General features: G+C 60.0%; 14 protein-coding genes. 10 read left to right on the top strand and 4 right to left on the bottom strand.

The window, feature by feature from the left end; translation table 11 throughout:
* The first annotated feature begins 289 nt into the window (after positions 1–289).
* The 4 genes from Mal15_RS18285 to Mal15_RS18270 all read left to right on the top strand — a co-directional run bounded on the left by Mal15_RS18285 (position 290) and on the right by Mal15_RS18270 (position 4997).
* Positions 290–2047, top strand: coding sequence for a sensor histidine kinase (locus Mal15_RS18285; protein ID WP_147869094.1), 1758 nt, complete (start codon positions 290–292; stop codon positions 2045–2047).
* A 10-nt stretch (positions 2048–2057) separates the two neighbouring features.
* Complete coding sequence (locus Mal15_RS18280) at positions 2058–3401, top strand: sigma-54-dependent transcriptional regulator (protein ID WP_147872160.1); 1344 nt, start codon at positions 2058–2060, stop codon at positions 3399–3401.
* A 474-nt stretch (positions 3402–3875) separates the two neighbouring features.
* A complete protein-coding gene (locus Mal15_RS18275) occupies positions 3876–4160 on the top strand; it encodes a hypothetical protein (protein WP_147869093.1) in 285 nt (94 codons plus the stop codon).
* A 186-nt stretch (positions 4161–4346) separates the two neighbouring features.
* Positions 4347–4997 (top strand): hypothetical protein, encoded by a 651-nt coding sequence (locus Mal15_RS18270; RefSeq protein ID WP_147869092.1) that lies wholly within the window; start codon positions 4347–4349, stop codon positions 4995–4997.
* Between the two features lie 267 nt (positions 4998–5264).
* On the opposite strand, the gene Mal15_RS18265 is transcribed toward Mal15_RS18270, so the two are convergent.
* A complete protein-coding gene (locus Mal15_RS18265) occupies positions 5265–7271 on the bottom strand; it encodes a hypothetical protein (protein ID WP_147869091.1) in 2007 nt (668 codons plus the stop codon).
* Between the two features lie 1057 nt (positions 7272–8328).
* On the opposite strand from Mal15_RS18265, the gene Mal15_RS18260 reads away from it, so the two are divergent.
* Positions 8329–9972: a S41 family peptidase gene (locus Mal15_RS18260; RefSeq protein ID WP_233902869.1), complete on the top strand. Its 1644-nt coding sequence runs from the start codon at positions 8329–8331 to the stop codon at positions 9970–9972.
* 216 nt (positions 9973–10188) lie between these two features.
* Here the strand turns inward: Mal15_RS18260 and Mal15_RS18255 are convergent, their stop codons facing one another.
* The 3 genes from Mal15_RS18255 to Mal15_RS18245 form a co-directional block, all read right to left on the bottom strand.
* Positions 10189–10950 carry a polyprenol monophosphomannose synthase gene (locus tag Mal15_RS18255; protein ID WP_147869089.1) on the bottom strand — a complete coding sequence of 254 codons (762 nt, stop codon included), beginning with the start codon at positions 10948–10950 and terminating at the stop codon, positions 10189–10191.
* 245 nt (positions 10951–11195) lie between these two features.
* Positions 11196–12758 (bottom strand): ExeA family protein, encoded by a 1563-nt coding sequence (locus Mal15_RS18250; RefSeq protein ID WP_147869088.1) that lies wholly within the window; start codon positions 12756–12758, stop codon positions 11196–11198.
* Between the two features lie 124 nt (positions 12759–12882).
* The gene (locus Mal15_RS18245; protein WP_147869087.1) at positions 12883–13698 is read right to left on the bottom strand and encodes a hypothetical protein; all 816 of its coding nucleotides are present in this window, start codon (positions 13696–13698) and stop codon (positions 12883–12885) included.
* Between the two features lie 142 nt (positions 13699–13840).
* Here Mal15_RS18245 and Mal15_RS18240 point away from each other — a divergent pair, with 142 nt between their 5' ends.
* The 5 genes from Mal15_RS18240 to Mal15_RS18215 all read left to right on the top strand — a co-directional run bounded on the left by Mal15_RS18240 (position 13841) and on the right by Mal15_RS18215 (position 22286).
* On the top strand, positions 13841–14506 hold the full coding sequence (locus tag Mal15_RS18240; protein WP_233902868.1) for a phosphoribosylanthranilate isomerase: 666 nt from the start codon (positions 13841–13843) through the stop codon (positions 14504–14506).
* A gap of 1173 nt (positions 14507–15679) precedes the next feature.
* Entirely contained in the window at positions 15680–17026 is a 1347-nt protein-coding gene (ahcY, locus tag Mal15_RS18235) for an adenosylhomocysteinase (protein ID WP_147869086.1), read from the top strand.
* Between the two features lie 662 nt (positions 17027–17688).
* The gene (locus Mal15_RS18225) at positions 17689–18435 is read left to right on the top strand and encodes a ParA family protein (protein ID WP_147869084.1); all 747 of its coding nucleotides are present in this window, start codon (positions 17689–17691) and stop codon (positions 18433–18435) included.
* Entirely contained in the window at positions 18428–19399 is a 972-nt protein-coding gene (locus Mal15_RS18220) for a ParB/RepB/Spo0J family partition protein (protein ID WP_147869083.1), read from the top strand. Before Mal15_RS18225 ends, Mal15_RS18220 begins: the two co-directional genes overlap by 8 nt.
* 763 nt (positions 19400–20162) lie before the next feature.
* The gene (locus Mal15_RS18215; protein ID WP_167546899.1) at positions 20163–22286 is read left to right on the top strand and encodes an NfeD family protein; all 2124 of its coding nucleotides are present in this window, start codon (positions 20163–20165) and stop codon (positions 22284–22286) included.

The raw sequence follows: 22286 nt of genomic DNA, 5'->3' as shown, positions 1-22286 counted from the left end.
AACTTTTGGGCCGATCGTGTTGCGGCCCCCTCATCCCCGGCCCTTCTCCCCCGCAAAGCCGGGGAGAAGGGAGCCCTGGTAATGAATCGGTAATGAATCACTGCGTCCGGCGGAGGAGCCCATGTGTGGCTTTCAGAATACTCCTTCCCGGTGGATCGGTTCTTGCCATCGGGGTGAATTACTCTGGGTTGGTCTTGCCGCTTGGCGGTGCCGGCCGTATTGTCGATGACAGCCGAGTTTCACGGTGGACAGTTGGCTCTGGTTCGTGCAAGGGAAGGCACCGGCAGCGATGCGAAAGTGGAAAATCCGTACCAAGATGGTCGCCGGCCTATCGGGGCTGGCATTCGTGATCGGTCTGCTGGTTTTTAACAGCTGGTCGCAACTGACGCGTGACCGCTATTTGGCGGCCGAGATCAGTCAGCTGGCCGATGAAATCGAGCATGCCCACGAGCTCAATCAGTTGGCGGTGTTGTTGAGCCAGTCCTATGTGAATTTCGACAAGCTGAAGGACCGGATCGCATCTAACCAGATGATCGGGTTCGAGGGGATTGATGAGTCGGCGCTCAGCTGGGAAGAAGGCAACATCCATTCGCGTTTGATGGCCTTTCGTCGACACTTGGACCCCTACATGTCGACGGTCTTGGCACGTGGTGGTGACCATGCCGAATCGCGGTTGTTGCTGGATCGAGGCCGGCAGGGGGACAGTCTGCGAAAAATCGATGCGTTACTCACCGAGGTGAACGACAAATGGTCCACGCGAAAATTGCTCAACGGATCGTTTTCCTCGAGCGAATCTCAGCACGCTGAAATCAGGGAGGGGATCGACCGCCTGGTCGCCCAGACCAGTTCCTACTTCGGCGAAATCCAAACCAACATGAAAGAATTTCGCGATAGCGTCCACTCCGAGCAGCGGGCCAATCGCAACGGATTTCGGGTCTACACCGCGCTGTCGGCATTTCTGATCATCTTTATCGCGTGGCAGTTTTGGACCTTGATCGTCGTGCCGTTCCGGACCCTGTTTCGCGGGTCCCAGTTGATTGCCAGCGGGCATCACCAGCACAAAATCCTGTTGGGGACGAACGACGAGATCGGGTTGATGGCCGACACGGTCAACGACATCACCGACCGCTTCAACCGGGCCGTCGCCAATGAGATGTCGGCGAAGCAGCGAGCCGAGCAAGAGGTTCGCGATCGAACGAGAGAAGTGATTCAAAACGAACAGCTTGCCAGCGTCGGCTTTCTGGCCGCCGGTGTGGCTCATGAAATCAACAATCCTCTCGGCGCGATCGCCTGGGGCGCCGAGGCACTCGAGGAGACGTTGGAAGAATTGCCGGCAGAGGAAAAGGAACGTTTCGACCAAGATTTCCTGCAAGAGTTGCAGACCAATCTGGGCTTGATTCAATCGGAGGCGTTTCGCTGCAAGGGGATTACCGAGCGGCTGCTGAATTTCAGCCGGCTGAGTGACCGCAGTCGCGACCAGGAAGACCTCGGCGAACTCGTCTCACGCGTGGTGTCGATGGTGGGCAAGGTCGGCGAGTACCGCTGCAAGACGATTCAGACGCACGCCGACGAGGGCGTCACGGCGTACTGCAATTCACAGGAAATCCAGCAGGTCGTGTTGAACCTGGTTTCCAACGCGTTGGAGTCGGTGGACACCGATGGAAAAGTCGACGTCTATGTGCGCTGGGAAACCGATCCGTTCAGCGGGATCAAGGAAGCGGTGGTCGAAGTGCAAGACGACGGCTGCGGGATGGACCAGGAGGTGATGGATCATCTGTTTGAGCCGTTTTTCACTCGCCGCCGCGACGACACCGGGACCGGGTTGGGATTAAGCATTAGCTATCGGATCGTTTCCCTGCATCACGGATCGTTGACGCCGCAAAGTGACGGCGAGGGCTGTGGGTCAAAAATGATCTTGCGACTTCCGGCTGAGCCCGCCAAGAAAGAGACGGCTTCCGATTCCGCATTCTTCACGTCTCGGGATTTGGGCCAACACGATGAATTGAACTCCTCGACCAAGTGGAACGATGTCCAAAAAGTCGCCTGAATGTGAATCCATGCACGTCTTGTACGCCGACGATGAAACGTCGCTGCAGACGCTGATGAAGACCCAGCTCGAAAAACTCGGCCACAGCGTGGTGGTTTGCCCGGACGGCGAAACCGCGGTGGCGGCACTGGAACGCGAGCCGTTCGATTGCCTGATCGTCGACTTGGACATGCCGGGCATCAAGGGTGCCGAAGTGATCGCCCGGGCACGCAAAATCCGCCCCGCGATCGAAGCGGTGGTGATCACCGGAAAACCCGATTTGAATTCGGCGTTGACCGCGATCGAAAACCACGTGTTTGCCTTTATCAGCAAGCCGTGCAGTTTCAAACAAATCAAAGCACTGTTGAGCGAAGTCTATCATCGGCTTTCACAGTCCAGACGTCTGGCCGCGCTTGAGCATCGTGTCCGGCAAGCGGAAGGCGATTCGGAGTTGGTGGGCGACGGCAAGTCGATGCTGCAAGTCCGCAAGGTGATCGAGAAAGTCGGTCCGACCGATAGCACGGTGTTGATTCGAGGCGAAACCGGGTGCGGCAAGGAGTTGGTCGCCCGCGCGGTGCATCGCGCGAGTTTGCGCGCCGATGAGCCGATGGTCTCGATCAACTGTGGTGCGTTGCCGGAAAACCTGATCGAAAGTGAGTTGTTCGGACACGTGAAAGGCGCATTCACCGGTGCCGACAATGCGCGCGTGGGACTGTTCGAAGTCGCCGACGGAGGCACGATCTTTCTGGACGAGATCGGTGAGTTGCCGCTGACGATGCAGGCCAAGCTATTGCGTGTGCTGGAGACCGGCGACATCCGCCGGTTGGGCAGCAATCAATCCAAGCGTGTTGATGTGCGCGTGGTTTGCGCCACGCACCGCGATCTGGAAAAGATGGTCAGCGAAGAACAGTTTCGCGAAGACCTGATGTTCCGGATCAATACTTTTGAAGTCCATGTGCCGCCGCTGCGGGAGCGGAGCGATGACATCATGCCGTTGGCGATTCATCTGCTGCGTCGGCATCGCAACGACGGCGACGATGACGCGCTGTTTACGCCACAGGCCACCGCGGAACTGTTGGCCCACAAGTGGCCCGGAAACGTGCGTGAATTGGCCAACGTCGTCGAGCACGCGGCGATTTTGTGTGACGCGTTGCCGATCGATGCCGAGCATCTGCCCCGGCACTTCAGCCGCCGCCAATTGCGAAGTGAAATCCGCGACGCCGGGCCGATGACGATCCGTGAAATGGAAATGATCGCGATCGAGCGAGCGATCGAACGCAACAACGGCGACAAGAAGGCGGCGGCGGAGGAGTTGGGTGTCAGTGTGAAAACGCTGTACAACAAACTCAATGCCGCCGAAGAGAAAGCGGCGTAGTTGTCCGACGTTTTGCCCGTTGCGGAAAGCGGGTAAGAAGATTTCGGGAGTAAGAAGATGATGAGATGCTTCGTCCAATCGGGCGAGGCATTTCTCTTAGCTTCAGGCCTATCATCCTACGCGACTTTGCCGCCGATTTCTGTCCCATCGCTAAGAGCGATGGGACGGATGGCAGAATGATTCGGGGCAGAATGATGGAGGTGCGTGTCGACACCCGCGAGTCGTCCGCTCCGACGAAACAGGTTATCGGTAAGCTGCAGTTTGACGCAGCTGCGCGCAGCGTAGCGTCGAAACCGGCATGGAACCACCTTCTGGCGAAGGTAGCTACGGTTGTATGGCGAGTTGCGATGATTCTTGTAGACGGGGGGCAAACTGTCGGTGCGGAATGCTCTTTCCCCCTGCCGCTGGGTCTTCGTAACATTCCGCTCTCACGGACAGACGTGCCACGGTGATACGAACCAAGGAGGATTGAAGATGTTTCGGACGCTTGTGATTCTGGGTGTGTTGGCGGTGTGCGCCTTCATGGCGGGGTGGTTTACGATCCAACGCGATGAAAACGAGACGACGATCCGGTTTAACCGGGAGGAGATCCGCGCGGATACCTCCAAAGCGATCGCCAAGGGACGCGAGTTGTTGGAAAGTGGTCAGGACCAGCTAGCCGAGGAGGACGGTCTGTTTCCCCAGCAAGCGACGCGTCCGACACCGCCCTGGGAGCAACCGTTCTTTGACGACGCATCCACTGCGCCACGACAGTACTAGGCTTTGTCCCTAAACGCGTAGCGGAAGCCGCCAAGGCTTTCGACTCGCAGCAGTCCACGCGGGAGCAGCCGAAATTCTTGGCGAATTCCGCTACCACGTACGACCCTTGCCAAGCGACCATTTGGTGACAAATGTTCTACAATGGGGCAGGACTCCTTCGATGACGCCTTGCCCCGAGTATCACTTGTGACCAATGATCCGTTTGCCGTGCCGGAAGACGAGCCGAATCCGTTTGCGCGGCAGCCCGTCGTGTCCAGCGCCGGCGCTGATGCTGCGCTGAACCCTTATGCCCCGACGTCCCACGTTTCGGATAGCGAGGGTCTGGAGTCGGACGTCGAAGCCTTTCGGCGACGTTTTTTGTCGCATGAAGCATCGATCCAATCGATCGGCACGTTGTATCTGATTCCTGGCGTGTTGTTGGTCGGCCTGTTCCTGATGATGGCGGGGTTCGTGGTTTTCGAGCTCCTCGCCCAAGGCGGGAACGTGGTGGGAGTGATGGAGGGAGTGGCGGTGACCTCGATCTACGGCGGGTTGGGCCTCATTCAGATTTACACCGGTTTGGGACTGCGCCGCTTCAGAATTGGGGCGCGGCGCTTGGCGACGTTTTTTGGGGTCATCGGGCTGCTGGCGTTCCCGTTTGGAACGCTGATCAACGGCTACATTCTGTACTTGCTGCAAAGCCAGAAAGGGAAGGTGGTGTTTTCCGAAGAGTACCAGGATGTGAGACACCGGACCCCGCACATCAAGTACCGCACGTCGGTGATCGTGACGATCTTTGTGGTGATCCTGGTCGTCTTGCTCGCCTTGGGATTCGTCGCGGCGATTGTCGGTGTCTAGTGCTTTCGGGATTGGATCCGCGATTTCGAATAGACCAGGATCATCTTGAAAGTGCAGGAGAGGAGGACGGCGATCATTGGATCGAATTCCTGTGAAGGGCGAAGGATGGGGAGGGAAAAAGATCCGCTCATTCTCGCCAGGAGGAGGGATACCTGTGAGAATGAGCGGATCCGGCAGTTGGAGTCCGAATCAAAGTGCCTGCCGGCAGGATGGATAAGACCGGCTTGATTCGTCGTGTTTACCGAAAGCGTCTCTGAAGTCTGTCAGTTACCGCCGTTTCGAATCGTTCTGAGTTCCTCGATTACGGGCAACCTCAGTCACGTCGTTCAGGCGATCGGAAAGATCATCAAACACACCTTGGGCCACGTCGACCCACTGCCACAACGTGGCGCCGGCCCGGGCGAGCTGCTCTGGCGTGAAGGGTTTCGCCTGACCCTCCGCCGGTAGCTGCTCTGCGGCCTCGGCTCGCGCCAACAATTTAGCTCCAATCCCCGGGATCGGTTTCGCGGGGCCGGCGTTGACCGGCCATACCAGGGCCAGCTCGCTTGCGACCCGCGATGCCACTCGGTCACCGCCCACCACCAGCGATGCCAACCGTTTCCCGACCCGGTTTGGTCGGAGCCATTGGTCAGTCACGGTTGCGTCTTCCATCGCAACGCTGACCTGCCAGATCAAATCTTCCAACAAGCAATCCGGAGACCCGACCAATCCGGACGCTTCCTCAACCATCACTTCATCTTCCACTTCATCTTCCACCATCAGCTCGACCGGCGGGGGCACCACGGGAGCGACTTCGGCGACGACCAACTCCGGCTCAGCCGGCGGCTGTGGTTGCTCCGCCTTGTCGGCCACTTCCTCTGCCGCGATCTGCTCGGCTGCGGGCGTCACCTCGGGGGCTTCCAGGGCGACAATCAACTCCGGCTCGGCTGACGGCTGTGGTTGCTCCGCCTTGTCGGCCACTTCCTCTGCCGCGATCTGCTCGACCGCGGGCGTCACCTCGGGGGCTTCCTGGGCGACAATCAACTCCGGCTCGGCTGACGGCTGTGATTGCTCCGCCTTGCCGGCCACTTCCGCTGCTGCAATCGGCTCGATCGGCGGGGGGACCAAGGGCGCGTCTTTGACGAGGATCGACTTCGGCTGGACGGGCGGTTGGGTTTGCTCCTCGCTGGCACCCAAGTTGGCAACCGTATTCTCTTCCGCGTTTGAATCCTCGCGCGGCTGGATGTTGACGCTGTCAGCCGGCAGGGCGGCGACGCGTTCGGCGGCCGGCCATGCACTCTTGGCGAGCGGGCTCCAACCGGGCTCTCGCATGTATCCGAGCGAATGGATGCAGAACGGTTGCAGCGAAGGCGAGAATAGCCCGTCCGTCCAAACGAGTTCGTGATGCTCGGGGTTGTTTCCCTCGGGGGTGTCCCCGTCTGCGACGGCGTCGATCTCTGCGGGCTCGTTGGACGGGGGCAGGTCCTCGGCGGCCAAGTCGTAGGGCTGATACGCTTCTTCGATGGTCGCGATGACGGCGGAGCTGCCGACCAAGGGATCGGCGACGGGAGCGGGGCTGTCTGCGTCGTGATCGCCAACTGCAACGGAATCAACCGGTTTTCCCGCCACTTGGCCGTCAAAGTCGACGACGGGAACAAACTCGCTGAAGGCCCCGTTTCCGAGCCCGGCGACGAAGGCTTTGCTGTTGTCGAACCAAGCTTGGAAGGCTTTGATTTCTTTCGGGGTATGACTTCCGTCAGGACCGACCATGGCGAAGGGTTCGGTCCACTGGGTCAGCGGGATCGGGTTGCCGGCCGAGGCGGCAGCGGCAATCGTGGCGAGCGTCGCGTTGAACTGGCTGGAGGTCCGCGATGCGGAGGGCTTGGTGGCAGCGACGGTGTCCTGTTTGGCGTCGGGTTCGTGCGGGACGTCGGGTTGTTGCACGGCTTGCTCGTGGGATGGATCGGCGACTTGCGAATTGCTTTGCGACGCCGTCAGGAGGTTTGCCAGATAGGTGTCGTAGTTGCAGGTGTCGATCGCCAGTTCGTCGTCGACCGAGACGGAGAGGAATGGTGCGGCGGGCGGCTGAGCGGACTCGTTTCGATTCGCCAGAGCGGCTTTGCTGAATGTGGTTTGTGAAAGGTCTTCGACCCAGCCGCACAGGTCGCCGCTATCGTGCGTGTCTTCGGCCATCAAGGACGTTGAGGTTTCGGCGATCCCTGCGCTGGTCGCCGTGAGAAGACATAGCAGGGCGTAACGGCGAAGCCGTTTTCGAATCGATCGAGATATGGTCATCGTGACTTGCTCCTTCCTAAGAAGGACTCCATCCGTGCTGGATCTGGGAATTCCATTGGCGACGTGCGAGTGGCGATCAGGTGTGGGGGCACAAGCACTAGTCGTGTCTGGAAGAGACACGTTCCATCCCTAATGCTTTGTCATCCTTCGATCGAAGGATGCTGACCGAATCGCGATCGCGTATGACTGGGAGTCCTTTCCTGAATGAAACGGGGTGTGGTTGGGCGGGAAGTGGTTCGCGGTCGAACCGTGTTCATGAGGCCTGCCGAGGCAGGTGTCGTCCGAGTCAGCGACGGGGAAGCATAGCCGCTTGGCGACATAGACCACTATCGGAAGCTTTGCGTTCTGGGGCCCCTGATGTGGCTGGTAAAAGTTTGAGATTCAAGTGAACGCGTCGGGTTGTGACGGCGGGACGTGGTGTACGGAAATCTCCATGTTTGAGTTGCAGGGCAGGAGGGCAGGAAGACGGGGGACAGAAAAATTGGGGGCAGAAAAATGGCGGGGAAGAGGGAGACAAGAAAATGGGTGACAAGAAAATGCCGAGGGGACATGCAAAACCAAAACCAAAACCAAAACCTGACGACCCGCGGTTTTGACTTCGGGTTGGACAGTGCGTATTTTTGGTTTGCCGCCGGAAGTGCGGCTCAAAGGAATCTGAGGCCATGGCAGCGACTGAGTTGCTTTCTGCGTAGGGAACGCATGGTGGGCCGCGAGAAAATCGAGATCTATTGGAAGATTTCTTTTCGTCGCAACTGAACCAGCCGGCTCAATCCGAACGCTTCGTGTCAAAGCGTAGCGATCGCAAGGTTTGGCTGGGTTACCCATCAAACGGTTTTTTGACCGGGCATCTTTTGTGACCTATATTCGCGTGGCCGCCCGCTGTGGGTGTCTTGCGCGGCCGTTTGGCGGACTTGTCGTTTCCCGGCCGGTCCGTCGTCCTTCCCTCCCCTCCTGAAGGCACCCCATGGGCCGAATCGGTATGCCAATCACTGCACGGGTTTTTCAGTCGCGACCGGTCTGTCGACAACCACTCACAGCCGGCACGTTGACGTCATCGATGACATTGCTATGCCTGATCGCACTGATGATTTCCGTCAGCGTGACCGCAACCGCACAGCAACCGTTGTCCGTCGACCCCGCTGCTGAGCCGCTGCAACAGGACAGCCTGGCCCGCTCGATCGACGAGGGGGCGTTGTTGGAACGGGAGCGGCGTTGGATCGAAGCCGTCCGACATTACGAGCAGGCGTCGCGTGAGTTTCCCGATTCGCGTCACGTCTACCAACGCTTGGTGATCAGTCGGTTGCACTATGACGTCAACCGCCGCTACGCCGACACGAGTTTTGTTGACGCGGCCCATTCGATGAGCGTGTCCCAAGCGTTGGACTTGTACTCGGAGATCTTGGCAAACCTGGACACGCACTACGTCGAAACGGTCGATTGGTCGCGGGTCCTGTTGCACGGGACCGCGGCGCTGGAAATCGCGTTGACCGAAGAGCGGTTTGTTCAAGACGCGTTGCCGGGGAAAGACCCCGCGGTGTTGCACGACTTTCAACAGACGATTCATCGCCGGATCGCTGACCGACCGTCGACGAACCGCTTCGACCTGCGAGCCACCGTGGCGTACGTGGCCGAAGTGGCGCGGCAGGACATCGGACTCAATCCGGCCACCGTGGTGCTGGAATACGTCAGCGGTGCGATCTCGACACTTGACCCCTACACGCGTTTGCTTTCCGGCGATCAGCTGGACGACATGTTCTCCAACATCGAAGGCAACTTTGTCGGACTGGGGATCGAATTGGAAACGGATGAGAACTCGCTGAAGATCTTGTCGGTGATCCCCGGCGGCCCGGCCGAGGAAGCGGGGTTGAAACCGGGCGAGCGGATCGTTCGTGTCGAGCAGGCCGAGACGCATGTCGCCGATCCCGAAGTCGCTGCCGACTTGTTACGCGGTCCCGAGCACACCTACGTTTCGATTTCGTTGGTCGATCGCCAGGGCGAACGCCGCGATTTGAGAGTTCAACGGCGTCGTGTCGAGGTGCCGTGTGTGGAGAACGTTCACCTGGTCGATCCGGTCGCTCGTATCGGTTACCTGCGTCTGACCAATTTTCAAAAGACGACCACCCGCGACGTCGAGCGTGCCCTGTGGAGTCTGCATCGCCAAGGCATGCGTGCACTGGTGTTGGACGTCCGCGGCAACCCCGGCGGATTGTTGTCGGCCGCGGTCGAGGTGGCCGACCGTTTCTTGAGCAACGGACGTATCGTGACGACGCGGGGACGCAACTCGCGAGAGAACTTTGACTACGTCGCCCATCGTCCCAACACCTGGGATGTACCGCTGGCAGTGTTGATTGACAGCGACAGTGCCAGCGCGAGCGAGATTTTTGCGGGGGCGATTTCAGACAGTCGTCGCGGGATCTTGATCGGCCAGCGAAGTTACGGAAAGGGCAGTGTTCAAGGGATTTTTCGGATGCAGACGGCGAAGTTCGGGCTGTGCCTGACGACCGCCAAGTTTTATTCGCCCAAAGGCACCGCGATCAGCCAGAACGGTGTGATGCCGGACGTCAAAGTGGACTCGCCCTACATCGCCGCACGTCCCAACGACCAGGGACAGGTGACGTTGGACCACGAAGATCTGGTGCTTCAACAAGCCGTGCAAAAGCTCTCCGCGAGCAACAATTTGCTCAGCCAGCGAACCCCTTGAGTAAGCGGCCGTTCAGGCGTCGACCGGTCGTTCGTAGCGGAAGCCGCCAAGGCTTTCGCTCGCCCTGCTCGACAACCGACGCTCAGGTTTCACGCCTCATCCACCGATGCCGTTTGGTTTGTCAGGTCGAGGGCGAGACGGTCAGTCTCTTTGTCTTGTGAACGGTGAGGACGATCGCCGACAGTGACGGGAGGCCGAAAGCCTTGGCGGCTTCCGCTACGGGACGTTGGGGTTGCGGCGGAGGGTGAGCGCCAGCCGCAACATGAAGCGGACCGAGCGGAGGGCTTCCTTGAAGGTCAATTTGCTGTGTCCCAGTTCACGTTCGGTGAACGTGATCGGGACTTCGACCATCCGCCGACCGTCGCGATGCAGCTTGACCAGCAATTCTTCCAGCACGGCATAGCCGGTGCACTGCAGTGAATTCAGATCCAGGGCATCCAGGGCGGAGGTTCGATAGCACCGCATCGACCCGCTACAGTCCTTGACCGGCAACTTCAGAAAGCCGGTCGCAAATCGGTTGACCAGCTTGCTCATCAATCGGCGGCGGATCGGCCAGCCGACGATCTTTCCGCCCGGAACGTAGCGTGAACCGATCACCACCGCGACCTCCGGTTCGGCTCGCGCGACGCGGACCAGATCGGGCAGCTGTGCGGGGTCGTGGCTCTGGTCGGCATCCAGATTGACAAAGAAACGATAGCCCTGGGCGACGGCGTATTTCATGGCATCGACAATGGCGGACCCCAATCCACGCTTGTCACGGCGGACGATCAATTCGATCCGGCGATCGGTCTGCTGCGCTTCGCGAACCAGATCGGCGGTTCCGTCGGGGGAGTTGTCATCGACCACCAGCAGGCTGGCGTCGGGAAAGACGCGTCGCAACCCGGTCAGCATCGCCTGGATGTTTTGTGATTCCTGGTACGTGCAAACCGCGATCAGCAGGTCGTTGGAAAGCGATGGAGAGTTGGTGGAGTCGTCCAAGACGATTGACAATGGGGAGGAGTTGCGGCGTGGTTTACTTCATTGAAGATTAAAACCACTGCGATTGCATGGCAAGGGAGAGGAGCCGGCGGAGTGTCGCGTCGATCGCGCAAAAAGGAAAACGCGCCCTTGGAAAAGGCGCGTTTTGAGTAAGTCGTCTGGCGATCGGACTCGGCGGGCTGGCTGGGCCGGTTGACTGTGCGGCGACCGAATCAGGCCGTGGCGAGGTGTGGAAAACCGGCCGTCTAGGCCTGGTTTCGCATCTTTTCCAACATTTCGCGGTAGTCCACGCTCAGCTTGGGGGCGTCGTGATCGGACGGCGGATCGACGCGGCGTGAGGCGACCGCCGAGGCCGGTTTGATGACCTTGCGATCCACGTCGATGTCTTCGGTGATCCACAGCAGGTCGGTGTCATCTTGTCCGGCCGCGGAATGGTCGGCGTCGTTTTCGGCCGGTTCGTCGTACCAGACAACACTTGGGAAGTCGCCATTCGCCTCGGGGGCCATTTCATCAGCCGGCTCTGGCGTCGATTCACTGTTTGCCGATTCACCGCTGTTGACGCTCTGGGCGGCATCGCCGTCGGCGGCGGATTCAAAGCCCGGCTCTTCGAACACGGCCAACGAGTCGAATTCGGTGTAGCGTGAGGCGGTGTTTTCGGACACGAATTGGCTGAGGCCGACGATTTGCGAGTGCAGCATCGCTTCGAGGTCGGTCCCGACGGGCTCAATCGGCCTGGGTTTGACCTGGGCGACCCCGATCTCGATGTTTTCTTCGTCGTCGAATTCACCGAACAGCGTGGCGGGGTCGGTCGTGACCTTGGCGTCTTCGGCGACCGCTTCGGAATCACACTCCTGTTCCTGGTCGCAGTCGGCGATTGCGTCGGTCGCCTCGCTCGCGGTTTGTGCCGGTTTGGTGATCGGCATCGGATCGCTCAGTTCGCCGAATTCGACGACCGAGCTTTCCATTTCGATCCGCGGTTCGTCGATCATCGGGCCGGGCAGTTGTTGCAGACTGGCCCACGCTTTATCGACGGTGTGTTCGCCGATCAAGGTCTCGTTAAGTTCGGCCGCGCAGTCAATGGCTTCGGTCATCAACTGGTTGATCAAGCGGGGGACGCCGTGGGTGGCGTGGTAGATCGCCGAGATGGCTTTGTCGGCGATGGTCTCATCGGACGGTGCGCCGCAGACTTCGATGGACTGTCGGATGTATTGCCTCGCTTCGTCGGCGGTCAACGGGTGCAGGTAGCAGCGCGCGGTGACGCGTTGGACGAACGGCTCCAGCGACGGCGCGGTCAGGGTTTCATCGAGTTTGACCCCACCGGCGACGACGGCACTGACCATGGGTTGGCCGTCGCGCATCAAATTGGTCAGGCGTCGAATCGCTTCCAGGACATCGGCCGACAGCGAGGCGGCTTCGTCGATGATCAGCACCGCGCCGTTGGGCTTGGCATCGTTTCCGCACAATCGTTCATGGATCATCCATTCGAAATCGTCACGCTTTCCGGCTTGCAAGGGCACGCCGAGACGATGGAGCAGAAAGCGATAGAACGAAGTTTCATCGGGGATCGGTGTTTCACCGAGGGCGATGACGTCGTGGGTGGCGGCAAATTCTTTGGCCAACAAGGCACACACCAGCGACTTGCCAGTGCCGGGTGGGCCGATCACCAGCGAGATCGCTTCACGAGCGAGGATGCTGCGTGAAACGCGTGAGAAAGTTTCCAACACCGGCCCGACCGAGACGAAACGATTGGCGGAGGGAAAACCTGGAAAGGGAGGCAAAACGAAATCGTGCTCGAAGTTCTTCATCATTCGATCGTGTCCGAGAGGGTTGTGGCTGTGGGGACGCACTTGGCGAAAGCGATCCCTCCAATCGGAATAATCGGCAGAATCTAACGCGAACGTGAGCACGATCTTCGTATTCCCGCCGATGCCGTCAGATCCAGACGGCGATGGCGCTGATCATCGCCAGTGCGATCACGCCGGAGAACGTTCCGATGCGAGCCAGCACTCCGCCCGGTTGCTGGTCGAACGAGGTGTTTTTGAGGAGCGGGGCGAGTGCGAGCCAGTGCATGTAGCCGCAAGCCGCCGCGATTCCGAACAGGAAGGCAAAGTGGAACGCCAACTGAGGCCAGCTGGCCGGGGTGACCGTGTCGAAGACGATCGGGGCGCTGGCGGTCCGTGCTTCGACCAATTCCATCGACGCCACCGCCGAGGCTTTGACAGTCGACCAGTAGGTCGAATCGTCCGCGGGTTTCGTGGCCGTCGCAGTCGCCGAGGCCGTCGGCTGTTCGGCGGGTGCATCGACCGGCGACGTGACCGGCTGGACATAGGCCGCCATTTGAACGGCCTGTTTCGGGACTTCCAATTCCGTTTCGTAGGACGCCGTCGTCACGGTGTCGGAGATGGTGGCGGTCATCGGGGAGCGAGAAGCACGTTTGACCGGTCGCGGGATCGGCTTCGCTTCGGCCGCCGCCGGTTGGCTGTTCTCGTAGAATTCGGCCACTTCCTTTTGCCACTTTGCGGTCACGTAAGCCGGGTGCGATTCGGGAGTGGCCCACCGGCGCAGCTTTTGTTTCAGGTCATCCAGGCTAGGATCGTTGATCGCGATGCTGTACGTTTTCCAGCCCTGGTCGGCTGTGTTGCATCGGACGATTTGTCGTGGTGCGTCGCGCGGCCAAAGGGCCAACGTGATGACGAACGTGGCGGCAAAGGCGAGTACCAGGTCGACGATGTTGGATCGATCTCTCATCGCTGGGATGGCTCCGAATGGCTGTGCACGTAGGTGAAGAGGGCTCCGTCGATGGAGCGTGTCGTTTTCGGGTTATCGACATCGCCCGGCCGAGTGGCCAGCGGAAGTGGTGCAGTTTGTTAGGTTTGAATCGATCGCTCGGGTGGCAACTGTGTTTCGGACAAAAATCTGTGGAGTACGACTGGCCGAAGACGTTCGTGCGGTCGAGAAATCGGGCGGCGACGCGATCGGCTTGAATTTTTTCCCCCAGAGCGTTCGCTACGTTGATCCCAGCGACCCGGCGACCGGAGCGTTGTCCGAGTTGGCCGGCCGGCTCGGGCTGCTGCGTGTCGGTGTCTTCGTCAACGAATCTGCCGTGGAAATGGAACGGATCGCCGGATCGGTCGGACTCGATGCCATCCAGCTGCACGGGGACGAGCGCCTTCAAACCGCCGCGTCGCTACGGCAGGCGGGCTGGCCCGTGTTGCGAGCGATCAAGCTGCCTCGGGGGCCCTTTGCCGGGGAGTTGATGAGGGAGCGAGCGGCGCCCTGGATTGAGATCGGTTGTCACCTGTTGCTGGATGTGGATGCCGGTGCCGCGCACGGCGGCAGCGGCAAGACACTGGACTGGCCGTCGGTTGCGGCGTGGGCGGAGGCCAATCCGTCGATCGGCTGGACGCTCGCCGGCGGTTTGAAACCGGAGAATGTGCGGCAGGCAATCGATGCGACCGGAGCCGTCTCGGTGGACACGGCCAGCGGAGTGGAGTGCCCGCGCGGCGTCAAAAACGAAGCCCGCATCCGGGCGTTCATCGCCGCGGCACGCGGTTGATGCGGAGGGCTCGACAGGTCGGGCATCGGCAGCAGAGGACGCGGGGTACCGTAGCGAGGGGGGCGTTTGTACCCAGCGTTGGTGTTTAGCCTTTAGGCGACTCCCCCGTCGCTGCTTGGAACCTGAAATCTATTGCTGCTGCATCTCGATTGCCCCACCAAGTCTCCAGCGATCCTGTGATGCAATTGTTGCCGGTTCTCTCCACTTCGGCGTGGAATCTCTGCGTCAGATCTACCACGCTCCAGTGCTAGGACCACGCCAGGGAGTCCCCCTCACCCCCGGCCTGGCCTGGCGCAATTCAATGGAACTTGAAACGTTGGGTAGGTTCGGGGACGATCAGCGATCCAGCTGGATCCCTCGATTGCAAATTGCAACCTGTTCATTGCAAAATGCAAATTTGCCGAGAATCGTCGCTCAAATCATTTCGCAATTTGCACTGTTCATTTTGCAATTTTCAATCATTGCCGGTTCACCAGATATTGCCGGTTCACCAGATTTCGACGCCACGTACTTTTCATCAGGCCGCCCTCGGCCCCTCTCCCCCAGTAAACCTGACTCGCTGAATCTCACCAGGTTTACTGGGGAAGAGGGGAGCCAGAATCATCAATATCGTCTCGCAATAAAGACGAGTTTACCAAGCTTGGTCTGGCAACATTGTCTTGCTCGCAAGGATATTGGTCAGCAATACACTTCACTTCCCGTCGCAGCGAGGAGCGACCGCCCGGAAGGGCCGTCGTACGTGAGGCAGCGAGGAGCGACCGCCCGGAAGGGCCGTCGTACGTGAGGCAGCGAGGAGCGACCGCCCGGAAGGGCCGTCGTACGTGAGAAAGCGAGGAGCGACCGCCCGGAAGGGCCGTCGTACGTGGGGCAGGGGCCCTGCCCAGACTTTCTGGCTAGGCCCGGTGACCAGAAAACGATCCCTCGCTAGACTACGCGGTTCAATCGAGTGGGATTTTCCGGCGGGTGCCGGAGCTCGATTCGGCCGTCCTCGGTGCAGTTGCTTTTCTGATCGCCTGTGCGATTGACAGCTCAGTGCGATCGACAGCTCAGTGCGACTGGGAGGGCGGCCAGCAAACGCGTTCGGGGAGCGCGTGCCAGCGGGAGTCCCTGTGGTAGGTCCGTAGCCCCTCATACGTGAGTGAATTTGATTCACCACACTTTAGGAGTTTACCCGTGTCGCAAGTCGATACCGAACGATTGCCGTACAAGGTCAAAGACATCTCGTTGGCCGAGTACGGCCGTAAAGAAATCAATTTGGCCGAAACCGAAATGCCGGGCCTGATGGCGCTGCGTGAGAAGTACGGCAAGTCCAAGCCGCTGGCAGGCGCGCGGATCGCCGGCTGCCTGCACATGACGATCCAGACCGCGGTCTTGATCGAGACGTTGATCGAGCTGGGCGCCGAGGTGACTTGGAGCAGCTGCAACATCTTCAGCACCCAGGATCACGCCGCCGCCGCGATCGCCGCCGCCGGTGTCCCCGTCTACGCATGGAAGGGGATGACCGAGGAAGAGTTCGATTGGTGCATCGAGCAAACGCTGACGTTCCCGTCGGGCGAGAAGTTGAACATGATCCTGGACGACGGCGGTGACTTGACCGCGATGGTCCACGATCGCTTCCCCGAGTTGTTGAAGGACATTCACGGGATCAGCGAAGAGACGACCGCCGGGATCCACCGCCTGGAAGTGCTGAACCGGTCCGGCAAATTGCAGGTGCCGGCGATCAACGTCAACGACAGTGCGACGAAGAGCAAGTTCGACAACTTGTACGGCTGTCGCGAATCGTTGGCCGACGGCGTCAAGCGGGCGACCGACGTGATGTTGGCCGGCAAGGTCGCCGTGGTCTGCGGCTACGGCGATGTCGGAAAGGGATGTGCCCACAGCCTGCAACGCTACGGATGTCGCGTTTTGGTGACCGAGATCGATCCGATCAATGCCTTGCAGGCGGCGATGGAAGGGTTCGAAGTGACCACGATGGAAGAGGCCTGTAAGGAAGGCCGGCTGTACGTCACCACGACCGGCAACAAGGACATCATCCTGGGCGAGCACATGAAGCAAATGCCCGAGGACGCGATCTGCTGCAACATCGGCCACTTCGATACCGAAATCGATGTGGCGTGGTTGGAGAACGAAGTCGAGCAGGGGCGGGCGACCAAGGACGAAATCAAGCCGGCCGACATCGGCGCCGTCGACCGCTACACGTTCAAGGATACCGGCCGCAGCGTGATCATCCTGGCCAAGGGCCGCCTGGTGAACTTGGGCTGTGCCACCGGCCACCCCAGTTTTGTCATGAGCACCTCGTTCACCAATCAGGTGCTGGCCCAGATCGAACTGTGGGGCAGCCGCGAAAGCAAGTCCTACAGCACCGCCGTCCACATGCTGCCCAAGCAACTGGACGAGGAAGTCGCCCGCCTGCACCTCGGTCAGCTCGGTGCCAAACTGACCCGGCTGTCCAAAGAACAAGCCGAATACATGGGCGTCGACGTCGACGGCCCGTACAAGCCGGACCACTACCGGTATTGATTTCGGGGTTTCAAGTTCCAGGTTTCAAGTTGCTCGGGACCTGAGGTTTGAAGATTCACTGACTCGCTGCAGGGCGTTGCCTTGCGGCGAGTTTTTTTGTGGGGCGATCGGGCCGTGTTGGGAGTTGGGAGTTGGGAGTTGGGAGTTGGGAGTTGGGAGTTGGGAGTTGGGAGTTGGGAGTTGGGAGTCGGGAGTTGGGAGTCGGGAGTTGGGAGTCGGGAGTTGGGAGTTGGGAGTTGGGAGTCTTGGAGGCCGCCAGGAGTTTTCTGGGCCACCAGCGCTTTCGGCGGCGGCTTTTTGTGAGGCCGGCCCTCTCTGGCGTTTGCTTGCTGCGCAAACGCCGTCTCGCCCGGAGGGAGAGAATCTACTTTGGATGCCAAAAGCTGCCCCATCCAATCGGCGTCCGGCAAGGCCTGTCGAGTTCTGCCCCACGCGCACACCATCATTCTGCCAATCGTCTCCCCGCTCCCCGCTCCCCGCTCCCCGCTCCCCGCTCCCCACTCCCCACTCCCCACTCCCAAAAACCCCTGCAACAGGCTCGCCCCTGTCAACCCCAGTTTCTTGTGAAACCGGCCTTGTTTCACCAGAGTCGCATTGCCTAGTTTCCCGCGAAACGAGAACCGCTGTTCGGTTCGAAACTGTTTCTCTTGGGAACGAAGGCCGTGGGACGAATCCTTTGCGTGGTGAACCAGAAGGGCGGCGTCGGTAAGACGACGACCGCGGTGAATCTGGCGGCCGCGCTTTCGATCGCCGAGCAGTCTTGTTTGCTGCTGGACATGGATCCGCAGTGCAACGCGACCAGTTCGCTGGGGCAGGAGCCGACCAACGGGCATGCCTTGGTCAGTGACATGTCGATCGCCGAATCGATCGTCCAGACCCGCCAGCCGGGATTGTCCTTGCTGCCGGGCAGCCGCACGTTCCAGGACATCGACTTGCTGGCCACCTCGGACGACCAGCAATCGATGCGGGTCCGCAAGCACCTGGACAGCGTGCTGGAGGAGTACGACTTCGTGCTGATCGACTGTCCGCCCAGCGTCGGCGAACTGACTCAGACCGCGTTGGCGGCCAGCACCGAGGTTCTGATGCCGATCCAGTGCGAGTATTTCGCGATGGAAGGTCTGACGCAGTTGATCAAAACCATTCGCAAGGTCATCGTCGCAACCGACGGCCGACTGACCTTTGGCGGGATCTTACTGACCATGTACGATCCCGGATTGGAACTGACTCGCGAAGTCGACCAGGAGGTCCGCGAGTTCTTCGGTGACATCGTGTTTGAATCCGTCGTGCCACGGGACGTTTCGCTGAGCGAGGCCCCCAGTCACGGCAAAAGTGTTTTCCAATACGCCCCGCGATCTCGTGGTGCGTTCGCTTATACGCAGTTGTGCATGGAGGTGCTACAGCGTGACTAGTTCATCTGCCGGGACAAAAGATCGTCGCTTGGGGAAAGGTTTGGCCGCATTGCTCGGCAGCCCGCTGGACGAGGAAGGGAATCCGACGCAAAGCGAATCGAGCGTTGGCGGCCAGTCGAAGGGAATTCAGACGCTGTCGTTACCGGTCGACCAGATCGAGAACAACCCGTTCCAGCCGCGGCGGGAGTTCAACGCCGAAGAGATCGCGTCGCTGGCCGAGAGCATCAAGAGCCACCAGCAGCTGCAGCCGATCCTGGTCCGGATCGTCGACGGTCGCTACCAGTTGATCAGCGGCGAACGCAGGCTTCGCGCGACGATCCATGCCGGGATGGACACGATCCGTGCAGAGGTCCGCGAGGCAGACGATCGACTGGTCGCAGAACTGGCGATCATCGAAAACCTGCAACGCAAGGATCTGAACCCGATCGAAAAGGCGTTATCGTTCAAACGCTACATCGACGAGCACAAATGCAAACAAGACGACCTGGCGCGGCGGCTGAGCATTGACCGCAGCACGATCGCCAACCTGATGCGGTTGTTGGAATTGCCCGAAAGCATTCTGGATCTGCTGCAAGATGGGAAAATCACCGCCGGACATGCACGGGCATTGTTGCCGATCGGCGACGAACAGGTCCAAATCACGACTGCCAAGAAGATCATGGACGACCGGATCAGCGTCCGTGCCACCGAGACGTTGGTTTCGGAAATGTTGAAGGCGGAAGAAGATCAGGAGACCGGACGAAAGGTCGTCAACGCGACCCGCCAAAAACGTCGCCAAGCCTCGCCGCACCTGGAAGCAATGCAGCAGGAACTGCGGATGGTGTTCGGCACCAAGGTCGAAATCAAAAGCAGCGCCCGCGGCCGCGGAAAGATCACCATCCATTTCAGCGACGGCGAGGATTTCGAACGCATCCGAGCGATGCTGACCGACGAATCGCGGCCCAAGCTGCGAGTGGCCGGCTGAGGCCACCTTTGACAGCGGTCGACCAGGTATCAGCGTCGCCGACGTGGGACGCACCGATTTGATAAGGGTGGCCTGGTTTAAAACCCGGTGCCGGGACGCCGCGACGAGTCAAACCCGCGGTTGGCAGGGCGTGCCCATGGATTCCAGGCCGAATGACATCGATGGGCACACTTCGCCATCCGCGGGTTGATCTTTCTCCCAAAGCCGATTCAGTCCCTGTCGGAGCTGCGCGAAATCGTTCGATTTTTCGTTCGTAGGGTATTGGCGTTTTCGATTCCGCTGAACTCTCTTGGGATCAGCCGTGTGGCGCCAGCCTACGGGCATCCATCGACGCTGGGGCTCTATCAACGCTGGGGCTCTATCAACGCTGGGGCTCTATCAACGCTGGTCCTCTATCAACGCTGGGGCCCGAACGCTTGCGCGAATCGGCTGATGTCACTCGTGCTACGTCGCCAGATGGCTGCGGTGAGTCGACCACCCGTCGCGGAATGATTTCGCTAGAATCCCGAACCACCGAAAAACTTGGATTTTGCGGAGCCCAGCCCGAGTCTCTCTTTCGCCCGTCGATTTGTCGATAAAGTGCAGCGAACCCTGCCAGGGGAGATTCGGCGTCTTTTCCACGCTTTGCTGAGCATCCTGGCATCGAGCGATGTGGCCCGCTTTAAGCGGGAACGACTTCTACAAGCGACAGCGACCTCGTCCTGGGGCTTTCGTGCCCTATAATCAAACGTGCGTCGTTTTTGTCGTTTATGGAGTGGGTGTCGTGACCTTTCGAGCTTGGTTTTCGTTCGCCTTTTTGGCGCTGCTGTGGATTCCGCCGGGATTCGCCGCGGACGCCGAAAGCGGCTATGTGGTGGACGTTCCCGTGCCGCTGGGCAGCCAATCGGCGACGGCCCTGGTCGGACAGCTGGAACGACTGGCAAAATCCGCGCCCGCCGATGGGCGTTTGGACGTGGTGCTCCGCTACGGCGTGGATTCCTCGGGCGGGGAAGCGACCTCGTTTGAAGATGCGCTGAAAGTCGCTCGGGCAGTCACCGGCGACCGCCTTCGGTCCCTGAGAATCGTCTCCTTCGTCCAGGGGACGGTGACGGGGCATTCGCTGCTGCCGATCCTGGCGTCGGACACCCTTCTGCTTTCCGCCGAAGCACAGTTGATTGACGCGTCGGTCGGCGAGAGTGGCGACGACGAAACCATCGTGCTGACCTACCAAAGTATTGCCGCGCGGCGCGGGCTGTTTCCAAAACCAGTCGTCAGCGCACTGATCGATCCCGACGTCGAATTGGCGTGGGTCAGCAAGGTCGGCGGCGGAAAATCGTTCGCTGCAGGCGACGATCTCGTGAAACTGCGTGAAACCGGCGACGTGCTCGGGGAAGAGGTCTGGAGTGCAGCGGGCGTTCCGGCGTCGCTTTCGGCCAACCAACTACGCTCGGCGCGGATCGCCGCGGGGATTGTGGAAACGTCGGAAGAAGCCGCCGAGGTGTTGGATCTGGCACAACTGACGCCGGTTGATTCGGCCGCGGTCGGTGGCGCCAGCGAAGGCGTGTTGCTGGAAATCGCAGGTTCGATTTCACGAAGCCGCGTTCGACGTTGGCAAAGCAATCTGAACGGATCGCTGACCGAAGGCTCGGTTAACACCTGGCTGGTCGCGTTCGATTCCAACGGCGGGGATCTGGATCAGAGCGCCAGTTTGGCCAGCATGTTTGCGATGCCCGAACCGCCCCTGCGTTCGGTCGTCGGTTTCATCAGCACCGAGGCCCGCAGCGACAGCGCGCTGCTGGCTCTGTCTTGCAAACCACTGTACATGACCGCCGAGTCGGTGCTGGGGGGAACCGGTGCCGATGAGATTTCACTGACGGATTTGGACAACCACGACGAATTGATCGACACCATCGCCCGGGCGACCAAACGACCGGCGGGCTTGATTCGCGGTTTGTTGTGCAGCGAGTTGGAGGTCTATCGATACACCAACACGAAGACCGGGCGAGTCAAGTATTCGACCCCGGCCGATTTGGTGGCCCAGGCCGACGACCCCGATTTGGAACGCGACCGCTGGGAGAAAGGCGAACGGATCGAAATGAAGGACGGGCTGTCGGCAGATCGGGCCATTGAGTTGGGGTTGGCCGACGGTCGCAGCGACTCGATCGATGACGTCGCCCGCCGCAGTGGAATGGAGGCTGTGCCCAAACCGGTTTCTGATCGCGGCTTGGTTCGGTTCGTGGAACGGCTCGGTCGAAGCCAGGGGCTGATGATGATCTTGCTGATGGTCGGATTCGTCGCCTTGTCGGCGGAAATGAATGCGCCCGGAATGGGCGTTCCGGGTTTCCTGGCGATGGTGTGTTTCGGGCTGTTTTTCTGGATGAACTATCTGGCCGGTACCGCGGAGTGGCTCGAGCTGGTGCTGTTGATGCTGGGATTGGCGTGCATTGCGCTGGAGATTTTTGTGATTCCGGGTTTCGGGGTGTTCGGCATCGGGGGGCTGATCATGACGATTGCATCGATCGTCCTGATGAGCCAGACATTTGTGCTGCCGCAAAACTCCTATCAGCTGACCGTGATCACGCGCGGGATCTGGGCGGCGCTGGGCGGGCTGATGGGATTGTTTGGCGGATTTGTTTTAATGCGACAATTCTTTCCCCATTTGCCCCTGTTTCGCCATTTGATCATGGAGACGCCGGATGCAGAGGCGATCGATCGAGCGGAGAAACTGGTGGATTTTAGCGCCCTGCTGCATCAGACCGGGCAAACCACGACGCCGCTGCGGCCGAGTGGAAAGGCCAGGTTCGGAGATCAAATCGTCCAGGTCGTCAGCGATGGATCGATGATCGACAAAGGAGTCTCGGTGACGGTGGTCGACGTGCAAGGTGCCAAAGTGGTGGTCGAAGAATAG

The organism is Stieleria maiorica (genome assembly GCF_008035925.1).
Classification (GTDB): domain Bacteria; phylum Planctomycetota; class Planctomycetia; order Pirellulales; family Pirellulaceae; genus Stieleria; species Stieleria maiorica.
This window is presented reverse-complemented; position numbering and strand designations above follow the sequence as displayed.